This window comes from Pseudomonas sp. GW822-FHT05A08 (assembly GCF_058800485.1).
The window spans coordinates 5,734,764-5,754,170 of the sequence record NZ_CM179511.1; the positions used below are offsets into that span (position 1 = coordinate 5,734,764).

17 protein-coding genes are annotated in these 19,407 nt (G+C 62.3%); 5 read left to right on the forward strand and 12 right to left on the reverse strand.

What is annotated here, in order from left to right; genetic code table 11:
- Positions 1-17 precede the first annotated feature (17 nt).
- From AC3RCP_RS25765 to treP, 3 genes are all read right to left on the reverse strand, one after another.
- Complete coding sequence (locus AC3RCP_RS25765) at positions 18-1,241, reverse strand: maltoporin (protein ID WP_492570762.1); 1,224 nt, start codon at positions 1,239-1,241, stop codon at positions 18-20.
- Positions 1,242-1,348: 107 nt separating this feature from the next.
- Entirely contained in the window at positions 1,349-2,998 is a 1,650-nt protein-coding gene (treC, locus tag AC3RCP_RS25770) for an alpha,alpha-phosphotrehalase (protein WP_492570761.1), read from the reverse strand.
- A 115-nt stretch (positions 2,999-3,113) separates the two neighbouring features.
- Positions 3,114-4,556 (reverse strand): PTS system trehalose-specific EIIBC component, encoded by a 1,443-nt coding sequence (gene treP, locus AC3RCP_RS25775; protein ID WP_009045423.1) that lies wholly within the window; start codon positions 4,554-4,556, stop codon positions 3,114-3,116.
- Positions 4,557-4,893: 337 nt separating this feature from the next.
- On the opposite strand from treP, the gene treR reads away from it, so the two are divergent.
- The gene (gene treR, locus AC3RCP_RS25780) at positions 4,894-5,598 is read left to right on the forward strand and encodes a trehalose operon repressor (RefSeq protein WP_007929570.1); all 705 of its coding nucleotides are present in this window, start codon (positions 4,894-4,896) and stop codon (positions 5,596-5,598) included.
- A gap of 18 nt (positions 5,599-5,616) precedes the next feature.
- On the opposite strand, the gene AC3RCP_RS25785 is transcribed toward treR, so the two are convergent.
- The 6 genes from AC3RCP_RS25785 to AC3RCP_RS25810 form a co-directional block, all read right to left on the reverse strand.
- Entirely contained in the window at positions 5,617-6,138 is a 522-nt protein-coding gene (locus AC3RCP_RS25785; RefSeq protein WP_007929565.1) for a helix-turn-helix transcriptional regulator, read from the reverse strand.
- Between the two features lie 2 nt (positions 6,139-6,140).
- Entirely contained in the window at positions 6,141-6,422 is a 282-nt protein-coding gene (locus AC3RCP_RS25790; RefSeq protein ID WP_007929564.1) for a hypothetical protein, read from the reverse strand.
- Between the two features lie 290 nt (positions 6,423-6,712).
- Entirely contained in the window at positions 6,713-8,290 is a 1,578-nt protein-coding gene (guaA, locus tag AC3RCP_RS25795; RefSeq protein WP_007929562.1) for a glutamine-hydrolyzing GMP synthase, read from the reverse strand.
- 99 nt (positions 8,291-8,389) lie between these two features.
- Positions 8,390-9,859 (reverse strand): IMP dehydrogenase, encoded by a 1,470-nt coding sequence (guaB, locus tag AC3RCP_RS25800; RefSeq protein WP_007929561.1) that lies wholly within the window; start codon positions 9,857-9,859, stop codon positions 8,390-8,392.
- Positions 9,860-10,054: 195 nt separating this feature from the next.
- Positions 10,055-10,603, reverse strand: coding sequence for a hypothetical protein (locus AC3RCP_RS25805; protein WP_007929559.1), 549 nt, complete (start codon positions 10,601-10,603; stop codon positions 10,055-10,057).
- Between the two features lie 144 nt (positions 10,604-10,747).
- Complete coding sequence (locus AC3RCP_RS25810) at positions 10,748-11,515, reverse strand: sulfite exporter TauE/SafE family protein (RefSeq protein WP_007929557.1); 768 nt, start codon at positions 11,513-11,515, stop codon at positions 10,748-10,750.
- Between the two features lie 102 nt (positions 11,516-11,617).
- On the opposite strand from AC3RCP_RS25810, the gene AC3RCP_RS25815 reads away from it, so the two are divergent.
- The 4 genes from AC3RCP_RS25815 to leuA all read left to right on the forward strand — a co-directional run bounded on the left by AC3RCP_RS25815 (position 11,618) and on the right by leuA (position 16,834).
- Positions 11,618-12,520, forward strand: a complete 903-nt coding sequence (locus tag AC3RCP_RS25815; protein ID WP_101338981.1) for a LysR family transcriptional regulator — start codon at positions 11,618-11,620, stop codon at positions 12,518-12,520.
- A 93-nt stretch (positions 12,521-12,613) separates the two neighbouring features.
- Positions 12,614-13,993, forward strand: coding sequence for an exodeoxyribonuclease VII large subunit (xseA, locus tag AC3RCP_RS25820; protein WP_492570760.1), 1,380 nt, complete (start codon positions 12,614-12,616; stop codon positions 13,991-13,993).
- Between the two features lie 3 nt (positions 13,994-13,996).
- On the forward strand, positions 13,997-14,818 hold the full coding sequence (locus AC3RCP_RS25825) for a peptidoglycan DD-metalloendopeptidase family protein (protein WP_063432877.1): 822 nt from the start codon (positions 13,997-13,999) through the stop codon (positions 14,816-14,818).
- Between the two features lie 336 nt (positions 14,819-15,154).
- Complete coding sequence (gene leuA, locus AC3RCP_RS25830) at positions 15,155-16,834, forward strand: 2-isopropylmalate synthase (protein ID WP_007929549.1); 1,680 nt, start codon at positions 15,155-15,157, stop codon at positions 16,832-16,834.
- A 69-nt stretch (positions 16,835-16,903) separates the two neighbouring features.
- On the opposite strand, the gene AC3RCP_RS25835 is transcribed toward leuA, so the two are convergent.
- Genes AC3RCP_RS25835 through AC3RCP_RS25845 form a run of 3 tightly spaced genes read right to left on the reverse strand, consistent with a single transcriptional unit; the run spans position 16,904 to position 19,305 of the window.
- Positions 16,904-17,317, reverse strand: coding sequence for a hypothetical protein (locus AC3RCP_RS25835; RefSeq protein ID WP_087090054.1), 414 nt, complete (start codon positions 17,315-17,317; stop codon positions 16,904-16,906).
- 54 nt (positions 17,318-17,371) lie between these two features.
- A complete protein-coding gene (locus AC3RCP_RS25840) occupies positions 17,372-18,169 on the reverse strand; it encodes an amidohydrolase (protein ID WP_007929544.1) in 798 nt (265 codons plus the stop codon).
- Positions 18,157-19,305: a pyridoxal phosphate-dependent aminotransferase gene (locus AC3RCP_RS25845; protein WP_101338984.1), complete on the reverse strand. Its 1,149-nt coding sequence runs from the start codon at positions 19,303-19,305 to the stop codon at positions 18,157-18,159. Before AC3RCP_RS25845 ends, AC3RCP_RS25840 begins: the two co-directional genes overlap by 13 nt.
- Positions 19,306-19,407 lie beyond the last annotated feature (102 nt).

Below are 19,407 nucleotides of genomic sequence, written 5' to 3' on the forward strand. Positions count from 1 at the left end.
AGCCCCGACAGCATCGCTTATTTCCACCAGTACTCGACTTGCAATCCGACGTTCGCGCCATGCCTGGCGGTGCCGAAGGCGCCGGTATCGGACAGCGCCGACCCCGCCGCCAGCTCATTGGCCGCGCGCTTGGCGGCCTGGTTCCAACTGGCATAGGTGTAGTACAGACGCACCTCGGGGCGCGCCCAGAATTCCGGGCCCTTGGGTGACCAGGTCGGGGCGAAGGTGAACTTGCTGAGCTTACGCGTGCCGCCGGGGGCCTCGACCTGATCGTGGCCCAGCTCGGTGACCAGCTTGAACTGCTCGCTGATCGCATAGGCCGGGCGGATGCCCAGGGAGATCCAGTTCTGGTCGTTGCCGTCGGGGCGGATGTCTTTCTGATAGATCGCCTCGACCTGCCCGCCAAACCGCGGGGTCAATTGCCAGTCGAAGAACTCCACCAGGCGGTAGCTCTTGTTGCTGTCGTCCAGTTGCACATTGCCGGTGTAACCCAGCCCGGTGCCCGGGCCTTCGCCGTACTGCAACGCCAGCTTGTTCTTGCCGCCGAGGAAGTCCTTTTGCACATGCTGGGCGGTGATCGCCCAACCCCGATGGGCGTCGCGACTGTCGGGCTTGTCGATGTAGCTCAGGCCCAGTTCCAGCTCGCCGCCGGGGTTGGTCTTGAAACCGGCGACATTGAAGTCGTGCCGGTTGATGTAGTCCTTCTGGTACAGGTTGTCCTTGCGCGAGAAGGCGTAGCTGTATTTCAGATCGCCGATCAGCACGTCCTCGATACCGCCGCCAGTGGCGCTCTGGTTCCAGTAGTAGAAGTCGGAGATATGGATGTCGTTGCGCTTGTAGTAACGCCGGCCGGCCCACAGCGAGCCGCCATTGAGGCTGGGCATGTTCGACCATTGGGCATACATCTGCGGCATGCGCGCCGAGCCGTTGTCGCCCTGGAAGGTCAGGCTGCGGTCGTACTGGTTATACAGCGACGCCATGGCATCGACACTGAGCACCGAGCCGTCGTCCAGGGTGTACAGGTCCTGGCGCAGCTCCAGCTCGGCGTACTGTTCGCATTCGTTGCCCAGGCGGTATTTGGACTGGGCGCCGGGCAACTGGAAACAGGATTGCGAGCTGCTGTTGACCGAGGTCCCGACGCCGCTACGCAAGTAACCGGCGAACTCCAGGGCCTGGGCCGGGAACGGCAAGGCCAGGCAGACGCAAGAGGCTGCGAGACCGCGATTTATTGTTGTTTTCATAAGCCACCCCATTATTTTTATTCTGTGTGTGCCCCGCAGGCGCCGCCCTACCGGCGAGCGAAAGCTCGCGGTGTACCGGGCACGCCGCGCTCATGCGGGGAAGGTTGTCAGCGGTCGATCAGGTGCAGGACAAAGGACTCGTAAGGCCGCAGGAACAGCTGGCGACTGCGGGTTTGATGGTCTGCGTAGTTACTGATGACCAGGCGCTGCTCCATGCGCTCGGTCATCACTCCCTCCGGCAACTGCACTTCACAGGCGCTGCCGTAGAAATTGTTCACCACCAGCAGGCGCTCGCCCTGGCCCTCGCGCAGATAGGCCCAGACCTGCGGGTGCTCGGCCAGCAGCTGGCGATATTCGCCGTCCTGGATCAGCGGCTCGCGACGGCGCAGGGCAATCAGCTGGCGATAGTGGTGCAACACCGAATCCGGGTCTTCGAACTGCTGCTCGACATTGATTTGCGCGGCATTGGCCGGCACACCGATCCAGGGCTCGACGCTGCTGAAACCGGCATGGGCCTCAGTATTCCATTGCATCGGCGTGCGCCCGTTGTCCCGGGACTTCTGCATGATCGCCGCCATGTTGTCCGCCTCGCTGTCGCCGGTTTCGCGCTTGAGGCGGTAGATGTTCAGGGTCTCGACATCGCGGTATTGGTCGATGTGGGTAAAGCCAGGGTTGGTCATGCCCAGCTCTTCGCCCTGGTACACGAACGGCGTGCCCTGGAGGAAGTGCAGCGCAGTGGCGAGCATCTTCGCCGAGACCACCCGGTACTCGCCGTCGTCGCCGAAACGCGACACCACCCGTGGCTGGTCGTGGTTACACCAGAACAGCGCGTTCCAGCCGCCACCGGCCTGCATGCCGCTCTGCCACTCGGAGAGGATGCGCTTGAGCTGGAGGAAGTCGAAATCGGCGCGGATCCACTTCTGCAGGTTCGGATAATCGACCTTCAGGTGGTGGAAGTTGAAGGTCATCGACAACTCTTTCGACTCGGGCTGCGAGTAACGAATGCAGTGCTCGAGGCTGGTGGAAGACATCTCGCCGACGTTGATCAGGTCAAAGCCCTCGAAGACCTCGCGATGCATCTGCTGCAGGTACGGGTGCACGTTCGGGCCGTCGGTATAGAAGCGCCGGCCATCGCTGGCGTCTTCCGGGAAATCCGCCGGTTTGGAGATCAGGTTGATCACATCCAGGCGAAAGCCGCCCACGCCCTTGTCGCGCCAGAAACGCATCATCTTGAACACTTCGGAGCGCACCTGGGGGTTGTCCCAGTTGAGGTCCGCCTGGGTATGGTCGAACAGGTGCAGGTAGTACTGGCCGGTCTGCGCTTCGTATTCCCAGGCGGAACCGCCGAACTTGGACTCCCAGTTGTTCGGCTGGTCGCGCCAGATGTAGAAGTCGCGATACGGGTTGTCGAGGCTGCTGCGCGCCTGCTGGAACCACTCGTGCTCGATGGAGGTGTGGTTGACCACGATGTCCAGCATCAGCTTGATGCCGCGCTTGCCGGCCTCGGCAATGAGCAACTCGCAATCGGCCATGGTCCCGTAGCTCGGATCGATGGCGTAGTAGTCGCTGATGTCGTAGCCGTTGTCGCGCTGGGGCGAGCGCAGGAACGGGGTGAGCCACAGGCAATCGACACCCAGCCAGTGCAGGTAGTCGAGCTTGTCGACCACCCCCAGCAGGTCGCCGGTGGCCTGGCCGCTGTGGCTGTAGAAACTCTTCGGGTAGATCTGGTAGATCACCGAACGCTGCCAGTCTTGCATGGCGGGCTCCTTCAATGGGTTGGGTACTGGCCCTGGGGGCCTCATCGCGAGCAAGCTCGCTCCTACAGAGGAATATGCGGTCATGTAGGAGCAAGCTTGCTCGCGATGCGATTTATCAAGCGACGCGATACCCCGGCCGGATGATCTTCATGCTCAAGCCGCAGGTCAGCACGAACGGCACCACCAGGGCGACGACCATGCCGACCACGAACATCGGGATGTACTGGGGAATGATCGAGATGAATCCCGGCAGCCCACCGACGCCGATGGCCGAGGCCTGGACCTTGTTCAGCGAGAGGAAAATGCAGCCCAGCGCCGAGCCGATCAGCGCGGCGTAGAACGGGAACTTGTAGCGCAGGTTGACCCCGAACATGGCCGGCTCGGTGATGCCGAAATAGGCGGAGATCGCCGAGGTCGAGGCCATGCTGCGGTCCCGCGCGTTGCGGCTCATGCTGAACACCGCCAGTGCCGCGCTGCCCTGGGCCAGGTTGGACATGACGATCATCGGCCAGATGAAGGTGCCGCCCTGGGTCGAGATCAGTTGCAGGTCCACGGCGAGGAACATGTGGTGCATGCCGGTGATCACCAGCGGCGCGTAGAGCAGGCCGAAAATCGCCCCGCCGACCATTGGCGCCAGTTCGAACAGGGTGACCACGCCTTCGGTGATCAGGATCCCCAGGTGCCGGGTCACCGGGCCGATCACCGCCAGTGCCAGCACGCCGGTGACCACGATGGTGGTGATGGGCACGACCAGCAGGGTGATCGCATTCGGCACCCGCGCCCGCAGCCATTTCTCGATGACGCTCATGACATAGGCCGCGAGCAGGATCGGCAGGATCTGCCCCTGATAGCCGACCTTCTCGATCTGGAACAGGCCGAAGATGTCGAAGTACGGCAGGCTCTGGCCCTCCAGCCCGGCCACGGCCTTGCCGTAGTTCCAGGCATTGAGCAGGTCGGGGTGCACCAGCATCAGGCCCAGCACGATGCCGAGAATTTCGCTGCCGCCAAAGCGCTTGGCCGCCGACCAGCCCACCAATGCCGGCAGGAATACGAAGGAGGTGTTGGCCATCAGGTTGATCAGGCTCCACACGCCGTCCAGGGTCGGATAGGCCTCGAGCAGGGTCCGGCCTTCGATGAACATGCCCTTGGCGCCGATCAGGTTGTTCACCCCCATCAGCAGGCCGGCAATGATCAGCGCCGGCAGGATCGGCATGAAGACATCGGAAAACACCCGCACCAGACGCTGCATGGCGTTGGTCTTGTCGGCGCCCTTCTGCTTGACGTCGGCGATGGTGGAAGCGGCCAGTCCGGTGAGTTGGCGCAACGCGGCATAGACCTTTTCGACCTCGCCGGGGCCAATGACCACCTGGAACAGGCCACCGGTGAAAAACGAGCCCTTGACCAGATCGATCTGGTTCAGCGTCGCGCTGTCCACCCGGCTCGGGTCCTTGAGCGCCAGGCGCAGGCGGGTGACGCAATGCGCGGCTTGTTCGAGGTTGTCGGCGCCACCGAGGCTGTGCAGCAACTCGCTGGCGATCGTGGAGTAATCGTGGCTCATGCTTGTTCTTCCGCTTTGGTTTTTTGTTATTGGCAGCACGCCGAAGCGAAAAATACTCGTCTGTACGAGTTAAAGCAACAACTCGTACAGACGAGTTTGCCGGCATCGCTCCGAAACCCGGGTCGCAGGGAGTTTCTGCTGCGCAAAAACGGCTCTAGATCCACACTCTCCGGCAGAGCGCGCCATGCGCGACAGAAAATTCTTAAACTGCTGTAAGGTGTTTCATTGCCATTTCGACACCCGCAGTCAGGCGTTCGACCCACTCGCCTCAAATAGACAAATCCGCTCACGGCCCTTAAGGTTCCCGCCTTGAGCGCAGACGGCACAGAGCCATCCCATGAGTAAATACAACCAGATCTACAGCGATCTGCTTGCCAGCATCACCACCGAGCGCCTGGAACGCGGCGCTCGTCTGCCTTCCGAAACCGAGTTGATGGACAGCTACCAGGCCAGCCGCGGCACTGTGCGAAAGGCCATAGAGCAGCTGCAGGAGCGCGGCTTCGCCCAGAAGATCCATGGCAAGGGCACTTTTGTGCTGTCGCCGCACCCGATCGAGTTCCAGCTGGGCGGCATTGTCAGCTTCCAGGAAACCTATCCGCGCCTGGGCAACGACGTCAGCACCGAGGTGGTGGAGTTCACCCAGTTTCCCCTCGAAGGCGCGTTGCGCGAACACCTGCAGGCCGAGGAAGGCAGCCTGATTACCCGCATCAAGCGGGTGCGGCGTATCGATGGCAAACGGGTGATTCTCGACATCAACCACTTCGTCGCCGAGTTGATCCCGGGGCTGGACCGGCAGATTGCCGAGCACTCGATCTACGCCTACATCGAACAGACCCTGCAATTGCAGATCAGCTACGCCCAGCGGACCATCGAGGCCACCCCGCGCACCCGGGATGACCAGCAGCACCTGGACCTGGAGGGCCAGAGCCACGTGATAGTGGTCAGCAACCAGACCTTCCTGCAGGACGGCCGGCAGTTCGAGTACACCGAATCACGCCATACCCTGGACAAGTTCTACTTCTCGGACGTCGCCCGACGCTGACCACCGCGGCAGGCCCGCTCAGCCCAGCAGCGCCACCAGCTCGGCGCTCGGGGTGCCGACCCGCCGGGCCTCCTTGGCGACGTTCACGGATTGCGCGACCCGCGCCACCTCTATCACCGGATGCTGCAACTGGTAACCGCCCCGGGCCTCCAGCCAGCTCAGCACTTCCGCCAGATGCCAGAGCGAGGCACTGCCCTCGTGGATCGCCAGGGGGAAACTGCCGGCATGGTTGAGCATCAACTTGCGCATGTTCTGCCGGGAGACCCCGACGATGTCGGCAATCTCGCTCAGGCCGACGAAATCCGGGCTGGCCTCTACCAGCCGCGCATCCGGAATGATCCGCTTGATATCGCCCAGGGCACTGAGCAGCGCCGCCTCACCGCTTTCGGCCTCGCGGCTGAACTCCAGCGCCAGGCGCCCCGCCAGCCCGGTACCGACCAGCGCATCGGTACAGCCCCCCGCGCCGAGGCGCTCCACCAGCACGTCCGGGTCGCAGTCGTGGGCGGGCAGCAGGTAGTTGAGGGTAAACAGGTATTCCATGGTCATGACTCCCGACGAGGTTGCGGGACTTTCCCGCCGCGCAGCTGATTCAGCGTGCAGTTGTCGATTACCCGGCACAGCGCCCGGGCATGCTGGAGGGGATTTTTCGGCGTGCTCCACACACTGGTGATGCAGAACTCGCCGCAACGACACACCTCGCTGTTGTAAGGGCAGTAGATCTTGCCCCAGGCATGACTACCGCCGACTTCGACGCGCCAGCCCTGCCATTCGGCGTAACGCAGCGCCATTTCAATGTCTTTCTTGGGATGAGGTGTGCGAGCCATCCATGGCCTCCAGTCTCGTCAACAATGAATTGGTTGTCAACTGACAACCACAAATATTCTGAACACCTGCGCCGGAGTCGCCAGAGGCCGCCGCTGGGAGTTCGATGAATGTCTGTCGAGGGTACACAGGCCAGGCGGGCGACGATGTGCCCATGTCTTTCCTGGTATTGCGGGAGGGCTGGAAAACGGGCTTTTTAAAGACCCTGAAACACAAATGGCGATCGACACCCGAAGGTCTCGATCGCCATTGCTGTTGCCTGAACGATCAGTTGCCGATCACTCGGCCGGGATCATTCCCACTCGATGGTGGCTGGCGGCTTGCTCGACACGTCGTAGGTGACGCGGGAGATGCCTTCGATCTCGTTGATGATCCGGCCGCTGACGGTTTCCAGCAGCTCGTAAGGCAGGTGCGCCCAACGCGCGGTCATGAAGTCGATGGTTTCCACGGCACGCAGGGCCACGACCCAGGCGTAACGACGGCCGTCACCGACCACGCCCACCGATTTCACCGGCTGGAACACCACGAACGCCTGGCTGACCTTGTGGTACCAGTCGGCCTTGCGCAGCTCTTCGATGAAGATGTGGTCGGCGCGACGCAGCAGGTCGGCGTATTCCTTCTTCACTTCGCCGAGGATGCGCACGCCCAGGCCCGGGCCCGGGAACGGGTGACGGTAGACCATGTCGTACGGCAGGCCCAGCTCCAGCCCCAGACGACGGACTTCGTCCTTGAACAGTTCGCGCAGTGGCTCGACCAGCTTGAGGTTCATTTCTTCCGGCAGGCCGCCCACGTTGTGGTGCGACTTGATCACGTGGGCCTTGCCGCTCTTGGCGCCAGCCGACTCGATCACGTCCGGGTAGATGGTGCCCTGGGCCAGGAACTTGATGTTGTCCAGCTTGCAGGATTCGGCATCGAACACGTCGATGAAGGTACGGCCGATGATCTTGCGCTTCTTCTCCGGGTCGGCTTCGCCGGCCAGGTTGTTGAGGAACTGCTCCTCGGCGTTGGCGCGGATCACCTTGACGCCCATGTTCTCGGCGAACATGGCCATCACTTGCTCGCCTTCGTGCAGGCGCAGCAGGCCGTTGTCGACGAAAACGCAGGTCAGCTGGTCGCCGATGGCCTTGTGCAGCAGGGCCGCGACCACCGAGGAGTCGACGCCGCCGGACAGGCCCAGCAGCACGTTGTCGGTGCCGACCTGGGCACGCACCTGGGCGATGGCGTCTTCAGCGATTTTCGATGGGGTCCACAGGGCTTCGCAGCCGCAGATGTCGAGGATGAAGCGCGACAGGATGCGACCGCCCTGCTTGGTGTGGGTCACTTCCGGGTGGAACTGCACGCCGTAGTAGCGCAGGTCGTCGTTGAACATACCGGCGATCGGGCAGCTCGGGGTGCTGGCCAGGATGTGGAAGTCTTGCGGCATCTTGGTGACCTTGTCACCGTGGCTCATCCATACGTCGAGGCCGAACAGGCCGTCGGCGTCGACGTGGTCTTCGATGCCGTCCAGCAGGCGGCTCTTGCCGACCACATCGACGCGGGCATAACCGAATTCACGCAGTTCGGAACCCTCGACCTTGCCGCCCATTTGCTCGGCCATGGTCTGCATGCCGTAGCAGATACCGAAGACCGGCACGCCCAGGTCGAACACCGCTTGCGGGCAACGCGGGCTGTTGGCTTCGTGCACGGACTCGGGGCCGCCGGCGAGAATGACGCCTTTGGGAGCGAATTCGCGAATCGCTTCGTCATCCATGTCGAACGGATGCAGTTCGCAGTACACGCCGATTTCACGCACGCGACGGGCGATCAATTGGGTGTACTGAGAACCGAAATCGAGGATCAGGATGCGGTGGGCGTGAATGTCGAGGGCCATGATTCAGTCTCGTCTAGGTAATTCGAAAACAGTCGTGATTCAGAAACGACTCGGGGCTGAATAAAACAGCCCCGGTCATTTAACGTTTTGCTTGAAGCATCAACCTACGCGGTAGTTTGGCGCTTCCTTGGTGATCTGCACGTCATGGACGTGGGACTCAGCCATGCCGGCGCCAGTGATGCGTACGAACTCTGGCTTGGTGCGCATTTCTTCGATGTTGGCACTACCGGTGTAGCCCATGGAAGAACGCAGGCCACCCATCAGTTGATGGATGATGGCGGTCAGGGTGCCCTTGTAGGGAACACGGCCTTCGATGCCTTCCGGAACCAGCTTCTCGGCACCCGCGGAGGAGTCCTGGAAGTAACGGTCGGAAGAGCCCTGGGCCTGGGACATGGCGCCCAACGAACCCATGCCGCGGTAAGCCTTGTACGAACGACCCTGGAACAGTTCGATTTCGCCTGGCGCTTCTTCGGTACCGGCGAACATCGAGCCCATCATCACGCAGGAAGCACCGGCGACGATGGCCTTGGACAGGTCACCGGAGAAGCGGATACCGCCGTCGGCGATCAATGGAACGCCGGTGCCTTCAAGGGCCGCGGCGACATTGGCGATGGCGCTGATTTGCGGTACGCCGACACCGGCGACGATACGGGTGGTGCAGATCGAGCCAGGGCCGATACCGACCTTGACCGCATCGGCGCCCGCCGCGGCCAGGGCCTTGGCTGCGGCACCGGTGGCGATGTTGCCGCCGATCACCTGCACTTGCGGGTAGTTCTCCTTGACCCAGCGAACGCGGTCGATCACGCCCTTGGAGTGACCGTGGGCGGTGTCGACCACCACCACGTCCACGCCGGCATTGACCAGGGCGGCAACACGGTCACCGGTGTCTTTACCGGTACCGACGGCAGCCCCTACGCGCAGACGACCTTGATCGTCCTTGCTGGCCAGCGGGTAAGCCTTGGCTTTTTCGATGTCGTTGACGGTCATCATGCCTTTGAGGGCGAACTTGTCGTCGACGATCAGCACGCGCTCGATGCGGTGCTTGTGCAGCAGCTCGCGCACGTCGTTCTTGTCGGCGCCTTCCTTGACCGTGACCAGGCGCTCTTTAGGCGTCATCACTTCACGGACGCTGGCGTCCAGGCGGTTTTCGAAACGCACGTCACGGGACGTGACGATGCCGACCAGGTCGCCATCGTGCAGTACCGGAACGCCGGAAATGTTGTGCATGCGGGTCAGTTCGAACAGGTCGCGCACCGTGGCGTCAGCCTCGATGGTGATCGGGTCTTTGACGACGCCGGCTTCGAACTTCTTGACCTTGCGGACTTCGGCAGCTTGCTGCTCGATGGTCATGTTCTTGTGGATGATGCCGATGCCACCTTCCTGAGCCATGGCGATTGCCAGACGGGCTTCAGTGACGGTGTCCATTGCGGCGGAAACCAGTGGAATATTCAGCTCGATGCCACGGGTAAGACGGGTCTTGAGACTGACTTCGTTAGGAAGCACCTCGGAATAACCGGGCACTAGGAGAATGTCGTCGAAGGTCAGAGCTTCTTGGCTGATACGCAGCATCGCGGGGGCTCCCGAGCGGGAAAATGGAAGCGCGCCATTATACTCAGACACCTACCCGGGCTCAATGTAAAAGTCTGTCTATTATCAACGGGGTGATGGATGGGGAATTTGCCAGAACACAGCATCTGTTTCGCGAGCAGACATGGCACCTGCCGATGATGAATTCACCACCCGGAACCGGCTGCCGAAATCGCCTTACAACTCCACCTTCACCCAGCTCACCGGCTGATCCAGCCATTCGGCGAACTCGTCGAGAAAACTCTGCTTGAACCCGGCTTCGGCCCAGTTGTTGAAGATGAAGCCGAGGTTGGAAAACCCGCACTCCTGCAAGAACAGAAAGCCATTGATGTCATCTTCATGCCCGCACTCGGGGCAGGTGAAGTTATCGGTGCGCCCGGGCATCCAGTCCTCCAGGCTCTCGAACAGCGCCTCCCCCACTTCCTGGCGGCATTCGGCGCAACCCGCTTCCTCGAGAAACCCCTTGGCCGGGGTATAGATGCAGCGCTTGGTAATGATTTCCAGGCCGTTGACCGGTTCACCGAAGGGCAAGGCCTCCGGGTGCAGCACCACATCCCGCGCGCCAGGGGCGATCGCATGCGCCATACGATTGCCGGTACGGCCACAGGTGCTCAAGGCTTCCTCGACGATGTTCTTGCGCACCAACCAACGCACGATCGCCCGGGCGCGGGGTTCGTGAACCGGCATGGTGGAGATTTTCGGGACGATGATGCTTTGCGAGTTCATGGATGGGGCCTGAAGCGTCTGAAGGGAAGTCTGCGTCGCCTGCTCGAACAGTACCGCCAGCAAACCGATACCTACCAATAAGTGTAGAAGTCGACATACCGGGTAGATCCGAGGGCCCGCAGCTTAATCCCTGAACCCCACAGGTCAAGTGCTCAGGTAACGACCGATCAGGGCCATGCCGCTGGCCAGCACCAGCCAGGTCACCAGCCGGACGAACGCCTCGCGGGACAATCTCATGGTCAGCCGCCGGCCAATCCACAGGCCCAGGGCCATGGCCGGCAACAAGCACAGCGCCAGCACCAATAAAGGCAGTTGCGCATAAACGCCGGCAATGGCGAACAGGCTCAGGCGCACCACCGTGCTGCAACTGATCAATGCACTCTGGGTAGCCCGTGCCGCATCCTTGGGCAGGCGGCTGTTCAGATAGATCGCATATAAAAAGCCACCGCTGCCGAACAGCGCGCCGAACGTTCCACCCACGGTCCCCATGGGAATCGCCCAGCCCGCCGCCAGCGCCTTGGGCCTTGCCTTGACCCAAAGGCTGTACGCCGCATAAGCGCTGATAAACAGCCCCATCAACAGCAGCAACACATCGGACTTGAGGTTGAGCAGGAAGATCACCCCCAGGGTGCAGCCCAGCGCCATGCACGGCAGCAAGCGCAACAGCTCGGAACGATCTACATCCCGCCGCGACGGCAGGAGATTGCCGAAGGCCGCGACAAAATCCAGCAGCACCAGCAGTGGGACTATCTTCGACAGCGGCATGAACAGGATCAGCACCGGCCCCGCCACCAGCGCCGTGCCGAACCCGGCGATGCCAAACACGATATAGGCCAGGGCGATCCCCAGGCCGATCGCCAACCAGCCACTCGTCCCCCACGACCACTGCCCCAACAACTCGACCATGCTCATCGATTCGCCTTCCTTCTTTAATCAAGGAATGACTTTAGCCAGCCACAAGCCTTGCGACTAATATCATCAAAGCCATCCACCCATCTCAAAAAGGCATGACGCGTGATTTCAACCCGCCAACTGCGCTACTTCGTGGAAATCGCCGACAGCGGCAGTTTCAGCGCCGCCGCCGAACGCCTGTTTATTGCCCAGTCCGCCCTCAGCCGGCAGATCAGGGAACTGGAAACCCACCTCAAGACCCCGCTGTTCGAGCGCACCGCGCGCCTGCCCAGGCTGACGGCGGCGGGCGAAGCGTTCTACCCGCGCGCCCGCAACCTGCTCGATGAGCTGAACAAGGCCAGCGAACTGGCGACCCAGGTCGGCCAGGGGCAGCTGGGAACATTGCGCCTGAGCCACTCCAGCACCGTGTCCATGAGCGGCCGCCTGCTGCGGGCCATCAGCGGTTACCTGGAGCAGTGCCCGGGGGCCTCGATGGACATCGCCACCCTGTCTTCCGAAGCGCAGTTGGAAGAAGTCGCCGAAGGCCGGCTGGATATCGGCCTGCTGCGACTGCCGGTACTGCGCCAGCGCGAGGGCGTGCGGATCACGCCACTGTTCAGCGAACGCCTGCTGCTGGCCGTGCCGCCGGGCCACCCTCTGGCAGCAGATCCTCCCAAGCAGGGCGTGGATCTGGCGCAACTGCGCAACGAAGCCTTTATCTCCATTCCCCATCCGCAGCGTGGCGGCCTGAGTTACCTGTCGGCCGAGCTGTGCATGCGCCAGGGCTTTTTCCCCAAGGCGGCACGGGTACTGTCGCGCAAGACCACGCAGCTGCAACTGATCCAGGCTGGATTCGGCATCGCCCTGCTGCCCGAGTCGATGCGTGACATCGCGCCCGCCAGCCTGCACTTCCTGCCCTTGGCGGACCCGGCCTGCCAGAGCACGGTCGCCCTCGCCTGTCGGCAAGATCCGACACCTTTGGTCAAGCAGTTCATCGAACACTTCCACAACGCTCTCACGCCTTAACCGCCGAAGGCGTATTCGAGGCCGGCAAAGGCATCGTCTCCTTTTGTTTCGATCCATGGAGATTGTTTGCCGAATGCCTTTAAACTGCGCCCCATGATTAAAGATCCCTTTGCAAGACTCGGCCTGGACCGCGAAGTCCTGACCGTCAGCCAGCTCAACGGCCGTGCGCGGGTGTTGCTGGAAGACGTGTTCAGCAACATCTGGGTCGAAGGCGAAATATCCAACCTCGCCCGCCCGGCGTCCGGCCATGTGTATTTCACCCTCAAGGACAGCGGTGCCCAGGTGCGCTGCGCGCTGTTTCGGCAAAATGCCGCGCGGGTGCGCCAGGCGCTGAAGGACGGCTTGGCGGTCAAGGTGCGCGGCAAGGTCTCGCTGTTCGAAGGCCGCGGCGACTACCAGTTGATCCTCGATACGGTCGAACCGGCCGGCGACGGCGCCCTGCGCCTGGCCTTCGATGCGCTGAAGGAAAAGCTCAGCGCCGAAGGCCTGTTCAGCAGCGAACGCAAAGTGCCGCTGCCCGCCCATCCGCAGCGCATCGGCATTATCAGTTCGCCGACCGGCGCGGTGATTCGCGACATCATCAGCGTGTTCCGGCGCCGAGCGCCACAGGTGGCCCTGACCCTGATCCCTACCGCCGTACAAGGCCGCGAGGCGACCGCGCAGATCGTCCGCGCCCTGAAAATGGCCGATGCCCGGGGCTTCGACGCGCTGATCCTGGCCCGTGGCGGCGGCTCCCTGGAAGACCTCTGGTGCTTCAACGAAGAAGCCGTGGCCCGGGCGGTGGATGCCTGTGTCACGCCGATCGTCAGCGCCGTGGGTCATGAAACCGACGTCTCGATCAGCGACTTCGTCGCCGACGTGCGCGCACCAACGCCCTCGGCGGCCGCCGAACTGCTCGCGCCGGACTCCAGCGACCTGCAACACCGCGTCGAAAGCCTGCATCGACGCCTGGTGATGCGCATGCGCGACCGGTTGCTGCGTGATCGCCTGCGCCTGGAAGGCATGGCCCGGCGCCTGCGTCACCCAGGTGAGCGCCTGCGCCAGCAAGCGCAGCGCCTGGACGACCTGGACATGCGTATGCGCCGGGCGTTCGAGCGCAGCCTCAATACCCGCCGCGAGCGCCTGATTCGCCTGGAAACCCGGCTCGTCGGCCAACACCCCGGGCGTCAACTGGCGCTGCTGCGGCAACGCCTCGACAGCCTGGCCGAACGCCTGCCACGGGCCATGCGCGAAGGTCTGAAATCCCGTCGCCTGCAACTGCAAAGCCAGATGCAGACCCTGCATGTGGTCAGCCCGCTGGCCACCCTGGGCCGTGGCTACAGCATCCTGCTGGACGAACGCGGCCAGGCCATTCGCAGCGCCGCACAGACCCAGCCGGGACAGCGCCTCAAGGCCCGGCTCGGCGAAGGCGAACTGCAGGTCCGGGTCGAGGATAATCACCTGACGCCTGTCACCCTTTCTTTACTGGATTGATCCATGCCGCGTTTTCTTAGCTCCTTGTTGTTGCTGTGCCTGACCTTCAACGCCCACGCCGATAGCTACATCACGCGCCTGCTGAACAAACCGGTGCCCGGCGGCGTGGCGGTGATCGACCTGGGCAGCGCCGCCCAGGCGCCCAAGGCCAGCTACCAGGGAAAACCGCTGCTGGTAGTCAAGGAACAGAACAACTGGCTGGCGATTGTCGGCATCCCCCTGACCGTCAAACCCGGTACCCAGCAAATCAGTGCTGGCGGCCGCAGCCTGAACTTCAGCGTGACCAGCAAGAAATACCCGGAACAGCACATCACGCTGAAGAACAAACGCCAGGTCAACCCCGATCCGGCCGACCTCAAGCGCATCGACGCCGAGTTGGCCGAGCAGGTCCGCGCCTACCGCAGTTTCAGCCCCAACACTCCGAGCAATCTGCTGCTGGACAAGCCGGTGAGCGGCCCGCTATCGAGCAAGTTCGGCGTCCGCCGCTTCTTCAACGGTGAGGAGCGCAATCCACACGCCGGGCTGGACTTCGCGGTACCTGCGGGGACGCCGATCAAGACGCCGGCGGCCGGCAAGGTGATCCTGATCGGCAATTACTTTTTCAACGGCAATACCGTATTCGTCGACCACGGCCAGGGCTTTATCAGCATGTTCTGCCATATGTCGAAGATCGACGTGAAGGTTGGCCAGCAACTGGCCCGCGGCGGGGTGGTCGGGAAAGTCGGCTCCACCGGGCGCGCCACCGGGCCGCACATGCACTGGAACGTCAGCCTGAACGACGCCCGGGTCGATCCGGCGATCTTTATCGGGGCCTTCCAGCCCTGAGCCGTGGCTCCCGCAGGGATTGCGCAGGTTCAAAACTCTGCGCAATAAGATCGAGCCAGCCGTAAGCTCGACAGAATAAAATCTCGCAAAAAACCATTTTTAAGAGATTTATCTCAATTTTTTTCGACTGCTTGCCATCTTTCACCCCAGTGGTTAGGGTTGAGGGCATGAAAACCTCTCACACCCTCATTCAGCGCCGTCAACACCGAAGCCTCTGCCTCGTCAGCGCACGACTGCCAGGTTGAGTCGCGGTACCTCGTCCCCTGCTTCAAACAACACACCCATTGATTCACCGGCAGGCCGCCTCTTCTCGGCCCGGACAATAAGGATTTCCCCATGAGCATGCTCAAAGACCCTTCCTCGAAGTACCGCGCGTTCCCGACCATCAACTTGCCGGACCGCACCTGGCCGTCGAAGACCATCACCCGCGCGCCGATCTGGTGCAGCTCCGACCTGCGTGATGGCAACCAGTCGTTGATCGAGCCAATGGATGCGGTGAAGAAACTGCGCTTCTGGAAAACCCTGGTCGCCGTCGGCGTGAAAGAAATCGAGGCCTCCTTCCCGGCCGCGTCGCAGACCGACTTCGACTTCGTGCGTACCCTGATCGAAGGCGGCCACATCCCGGACGACACCACCATCCAGGTGCTGACCCAGGCCCGTGAAGACCTGATCGCCCGGACCTTCGAATCGTTGCGCGGGGCGAAGAAAGCCATCGTCCACCTGTACAACGCCACCAGCCCGTCGTTCCGCCGCATTGTCTTCAACCAGGACAAGGAAGGCGTGAAAGAGATCGCGGTGAACGCCGCCAAGCTGTTCGTCAAATATGCCGCCCAGCAGCCGGAAACCCAATGGCAGTTCGAATACTCGCCAGAGACCTTCAGCGCCACTGAGCTGGAGTTCGCCAAGGAAGTCTGCGACGCAGTGATCGAGGTCTGGAACCCGACGCCAGCCAACAAGGTGATCCTCAACCTGCCGGCCACCGTCGAAGTCGCCACGCCGAACATCTATGCCGACCAGATCGAATGGTTCGGTCGCCACATCAACCGTCGTGACAGCGTGATCATCAGCCTGCACACCCACAACGACCGTGGTACCGGCGTAGCCGCCACCGAGCTGGGCTTGATGGCCGGCGCCGACCGCGTCGAAGGCTGCCTGTTCGGCAACGGCGAACGCACCGGCAACGTCGACCTGGTCACCGTAGCCCTGAACCTCTACACCCAGGGCATCGATCCGGAACTGGATTTCTCCGATATCGACGGCGTGCGCAAAGTGGTCGAAGAGTGCAACCAGATCCCGGTTCACCCGCGTCATCCGTATGTCGGCGACCTGGTTCACACCGCCTTCTCCGGCTCGCACCAGGACGCTATCCGCAAGGGTTTCGCCCAGCAGAAATCCGATGCGCTGTGGGAAGTGCCGTACTTGCCGATCGACCCGGCCGACATCGGTCGCAGCTACGAGGCGGTGATTCGTGTCAACAGCCAGTCGGGCAAAGGCGGTATCGCCTACCTGCTGGAACAGGAATACGGCATCAGCTTGCCACGCCGCATGCAGATCGAGTTCAGCCAGGTGGTACAGCGTGAAACCGATCGCCTGGGCCTGGAGATGACCGCCCAGCAGATCCACGCGCTGCTCCACAGCGAATACTTGCAGGCCAACACCCCGTACGCGCTGGTCAGCCATCGCCTGCAGGAAGAAAACGGCCACAGCGCCGTGGAAGTGGAAGTGTCCGGCAAGGGCCAGGGCGAGACCAACCTGCACTGGCGTGGCAAGGGCAATGGCGCCCTGGAAGCCCTGGTGGCCGGCTTGCCGGTTCCGGTGGAAATCATGGACTACAACGAGCACGCCATCGGCGCGGGCACCAACGCCAAGGCTGCCGCCTATATCGAGCTGCGCGTGAACGGCGAGCGTGCGGTGCACGGTGTGGGTATCGATGAAAACATCACCACCGCCAGCTTCAAGGCCCTGTTCAGCGCGCTGAACCGCTCCCTGAGCCAGCTGGACGCCAAAGCCGCCTGACGGTTTTACGGCGACAAAAAAGCCCCGGATGATCCGGGGCTTTTTTTGGCTGTGTATTTATTGCCCCGCTCAGGCGGTGGTATTGATCCGCGCCGTCAGCGCCTGGAGCAAGGCCGCCTGCAATACTTGCAGGTTGTTGGCGGTGATCGCGATCTGCGCCTGCACCTCCAAGGCCTGTTGCGCCTTCTGCTCCTCGCTCGCCTGGCCCTTCTGCACCCCGGACAATTGCGACTGCTGCTCGGACAGGGTCTTTTCGGTCTGGTCGATCTGCTTCTGCAACTGCGCGACGATATCAGCGGTGGATGAGCTGAAGTCGGCCTTGGCACCGTACTCCTGCATGTCGACACTCACCGAGTCGCTGTCATCGACAGCGCCCTTGTCCTGCACCTCGAGCGGGCTGGCCTGCTGCTCGGCGATGTTAAGCTTTTGCGGCGCGGCCCCCAACGGGAATGGATTGATGCTCGCGGCACCGATAGTGGTCATGACAAATCTCCCTGAAAATCCTCTTACCCCTTAACGGCCCACCCCGACAGATCTTTAAGCCTGGGTGAACTCGAAGGTGTCCGCATCGAGGTAGGCTGGAAAGCGCGCGCGATAGGCCGCCAGATCCGCGGCATTCAGGCAGACCTGGAATACTCCGTCGGCCTCACCGGCGCTGAGCAGGGTCTCGCCCTGGAAATCCAGCACCTGGCTATCCCCGGTGTAGGCAAACCCCTTGCCGTCGGTGCCGACCCGATTGACCGCGGCCACATAACACAAGTTTTCGATGGCCCTGGCCGGCAACAAACGGTTCCAGTGCTGGCGCCGTGCCCCCGGCCAGTTGGCCGTGTACAGCAGCAAGTCGGTATCCCGGGCATCGCGGCTCCACACCGGAAAGCGCAGGTCGTAGCAGATCAGCGGCCTGACCCGCCAACCCTTGAGTTCGAATTGCACCTGACGCTCGCCTGGCGTGTAGTGATCGTGCTCGCCCGCCATGCGGAACAGATGGCGTTTATCGTAATGCCAGACCTCACCGTCAGGGCGAGCCCACAGCAGGCGGTTGCGGTGGCTGCCGTCGGCGGCCTGGATAATCACGCTGCCAGTGATGACCGCATCGAGCCTGGCGGCCTGGCTGCGCAGCCACTTGCTGGTCGGACCGTTTTCCGCCTCGGCGAGGGCTTCGGACTCCATGGAAAATCCGGTGGTGAACATTTCCGGCAGGATAATCAGGTCGGCGCCCCGGGCCTGTTCGAGCAACAGCTCGAAGTGCTCGAGATTGGCCTGGCGGTCGTGCCAGACCAGAGAGGTCTGGATCAGCGCCACATTCAGATTGGGCAAAGCACTCAGATCACGCATAGCTTCTCCGCTGCCTGACGCAGCGTCTCCTCACGCTTGGCAAAGCATAGCCTTACCAGACGCTGTCCTTGTGGTGGCTCGCGGTAGAACACCGACACCGGAATGGTCGCGACACCGTGCTCGCGGGTCATCCAGATCGCCATCTCGACGTCATTCAGGTCCGGGCGGATCTGCGAGTAGTCCACCAGTTGGAAGTAAGTACCGGCCACCCGGGTAAAGCTGAATCGCGAAGGTGCCAGCAGGTCGCAGAACAGGTCGCGCTTGGCCTGATAGAAACCGGGTAGCTCTTCGACATGTTCCGGGTGTTCGGCCATGTAGTCCGCCAGAGCGTACTGCAAAGGGGTCACGCCGCAGAAGCTGACATATTGATGCACCTTGCGCAGCTCCGCGCTCAGGGCCGGCGGAGCGACCACGTAGCCGGTTTTCCAACCGGTCACGTGATAGGTCTTGCCAAAGGAACTGACCACAAATGCCCGTTGGTACAGCTCCTCATGGGCCAGCACGCTGACGTGGGGGATGCCGTCGAATACCAGATGCTCGTACACCTCGTCGCTGACCAGGTAGATATCCCGATCGCGAATCAGCGCCGCCAACTGGTCCAGTTCGGCACGGCTGATCAGCGCACCGCTGGGGTTGTGCGGGGCATTGAGAATGATCATCCGCGTACGCGGGCTAAGGGCTTCGCCAAGCTTCTGCCAGTCGATGGCGAAATCGTTCAGGCCAAGCTGTACATGCACGCAGCGCCCGCCGGCCAGCTCCACCGAAGGCTCATAGCTGTCGTAGCAAGGATCGAAGACGATCACTTCATCACCGGGCTGGATCACTGCCTGGATGGCGCAGAAGATCGCCTGGGTGGCGCCCGGAGTGATGGTTACCTCGGTATCGGCATTCACCTGCACGCCATAACTGCGGGCGATCTTGGCCGCCACTTGCTGGCGCAAGGCCGGCAGGCCGGTCATCGGTGCGTATTGGTTGTGGCCGCTGGCGATATGCCGGGCGACGGCATCGCGCAGGGCCTGCGGGCCATCGAAATCGGGAAAACCCTGGGACAGGTTCAGCGCGCCGGTTTCCACGGCGAGCTGCGACATTTGCGTGAAGATGGTGGTGCCGACATTCGGCAGCTTACTGGTGATCATGGGTGATTCCCTGCTGAACACCCGGCTCTACGGCGGCTCGGGGAGGTCCCGAGAATAGCCCAAAGGGCGGCGATTAAAAAAGGGTCCCTCAAGGACCCTTTT

Excerpts from the sequence above, each read along its gene's own strand:
- AC3RCP_RS25765 (WP_492570762.1), bottom strand. The coding sequence starts at position 1,241 with ATGAAAACAACAATAAATCGCGGTCTCGCAGCCTCTTGCGTCTGCCTG.
- treC (WP_492570761.1), bottom strand. The coding sequence starts at position 2,998 with ATGCAAGACTGGCAGCGTTCGGTGATCTACCAGATCTACCCGAAGAGT.
- treP (WP_009045423.1), bottom strand. The coding sequence starts at position 4,556 with ATGAGCCACGATTACTCCACGATCGCCAGCGAGTTGCTGCACAGCCTC.
- treR (WP_007929570.1), top strand. The coding sequence starts at position 4,894 with ATGAGTAAATACAACCAGATCTACAGCGATCTGCTTGCCAGCATCACC.
- AC3RCP_RS25785 (WP_007929565.1), bottom strand. The coding sequence starts at position 6,138 with ATGGAATACCTGTTTACCCTCAACTACCTGCTGCCCGCCCACGACTGC.
- AC3RCP_RS25790 (WP_007929564.1), bottom strand. The coding sequence starts at position 6,422 with ATGGCTCGCACACCTCATCCCAAGAAAGACATTGAAATGGCGCTGCGT.
- guaA (WP_007929562.1), bottom strand. The coding sequence starts at position 8,290 with ATGGCCCTCGACATTCACGCCCACCGCATCCTGATCCTCGATTTCGGT.
- guaB (WP_007929561.1), bottom strand. The coding sequence starts at position 9,859 with ATGCTGCGTATCAGCCAAGAAGCTCTGACCTTCGACGACATTCTCCTA.
- AC3RCP_RS25805 (WP_007929559.1), bottom strand. The coding sequence starts at position 10,603 with ATGAACTCGCAAAGCATCATCGTCCCGAAAATCTCCACCATGCCGGTT.
- AC3RCP_RS25810 (WP_007929557.1), bottom strand. The coding sequence starts at position 11,515 with ATGAGCATGGTCGAGTTGTTGGGGCAGTGGTCGTGGGGGACGAGTGGC.
- xseA (WP_492570760.1), top strand. The coding sequence starts at position 12,614 with ATGATTAAAGATCCCTTTGCAAGACTCGGCCTGGACCGCGAAGTCCTG.
- AC3RCP_RS25825 (WP_063432877.1), top strand. The coding sequence starts at position 13,997 with ATGCCGCGTTTTCTTAGCTCCTTGTTGTTGCTGTGCCTGACCTTCAAC.
- leuA (WP_007929549.1), top strand. The coding sequence starts at position 15,155 with ATGAGCATGCTCAAAGACCCTTCCTCGAAGTACCGCGCGTTCCCGACC.
- AC3RCP_RS25835 (WP_087090054.1), bottom strand. The coding sequence starts at position 17,317 with ATGACCACTATCGGTGCCGCGAGCATCAATCCATTCCCGTTGGGGGCC.
- AC3RCP_RS25840 (WP_007929544.1), bottom strand. The coding sequence starts at position 18,169 with ATGCGTGATCTGAGTGCTTTGCCCAATCTGAATGTGGCGCTGATCCAG.
- AC3RCP_RS25845 (WP_101338984.1), bottom strand. The coding sequence starts at position 19,305 with ATGATCACCAGTAAGCTGCCGAATGTCGGCACCACCATCTTCACGCAA.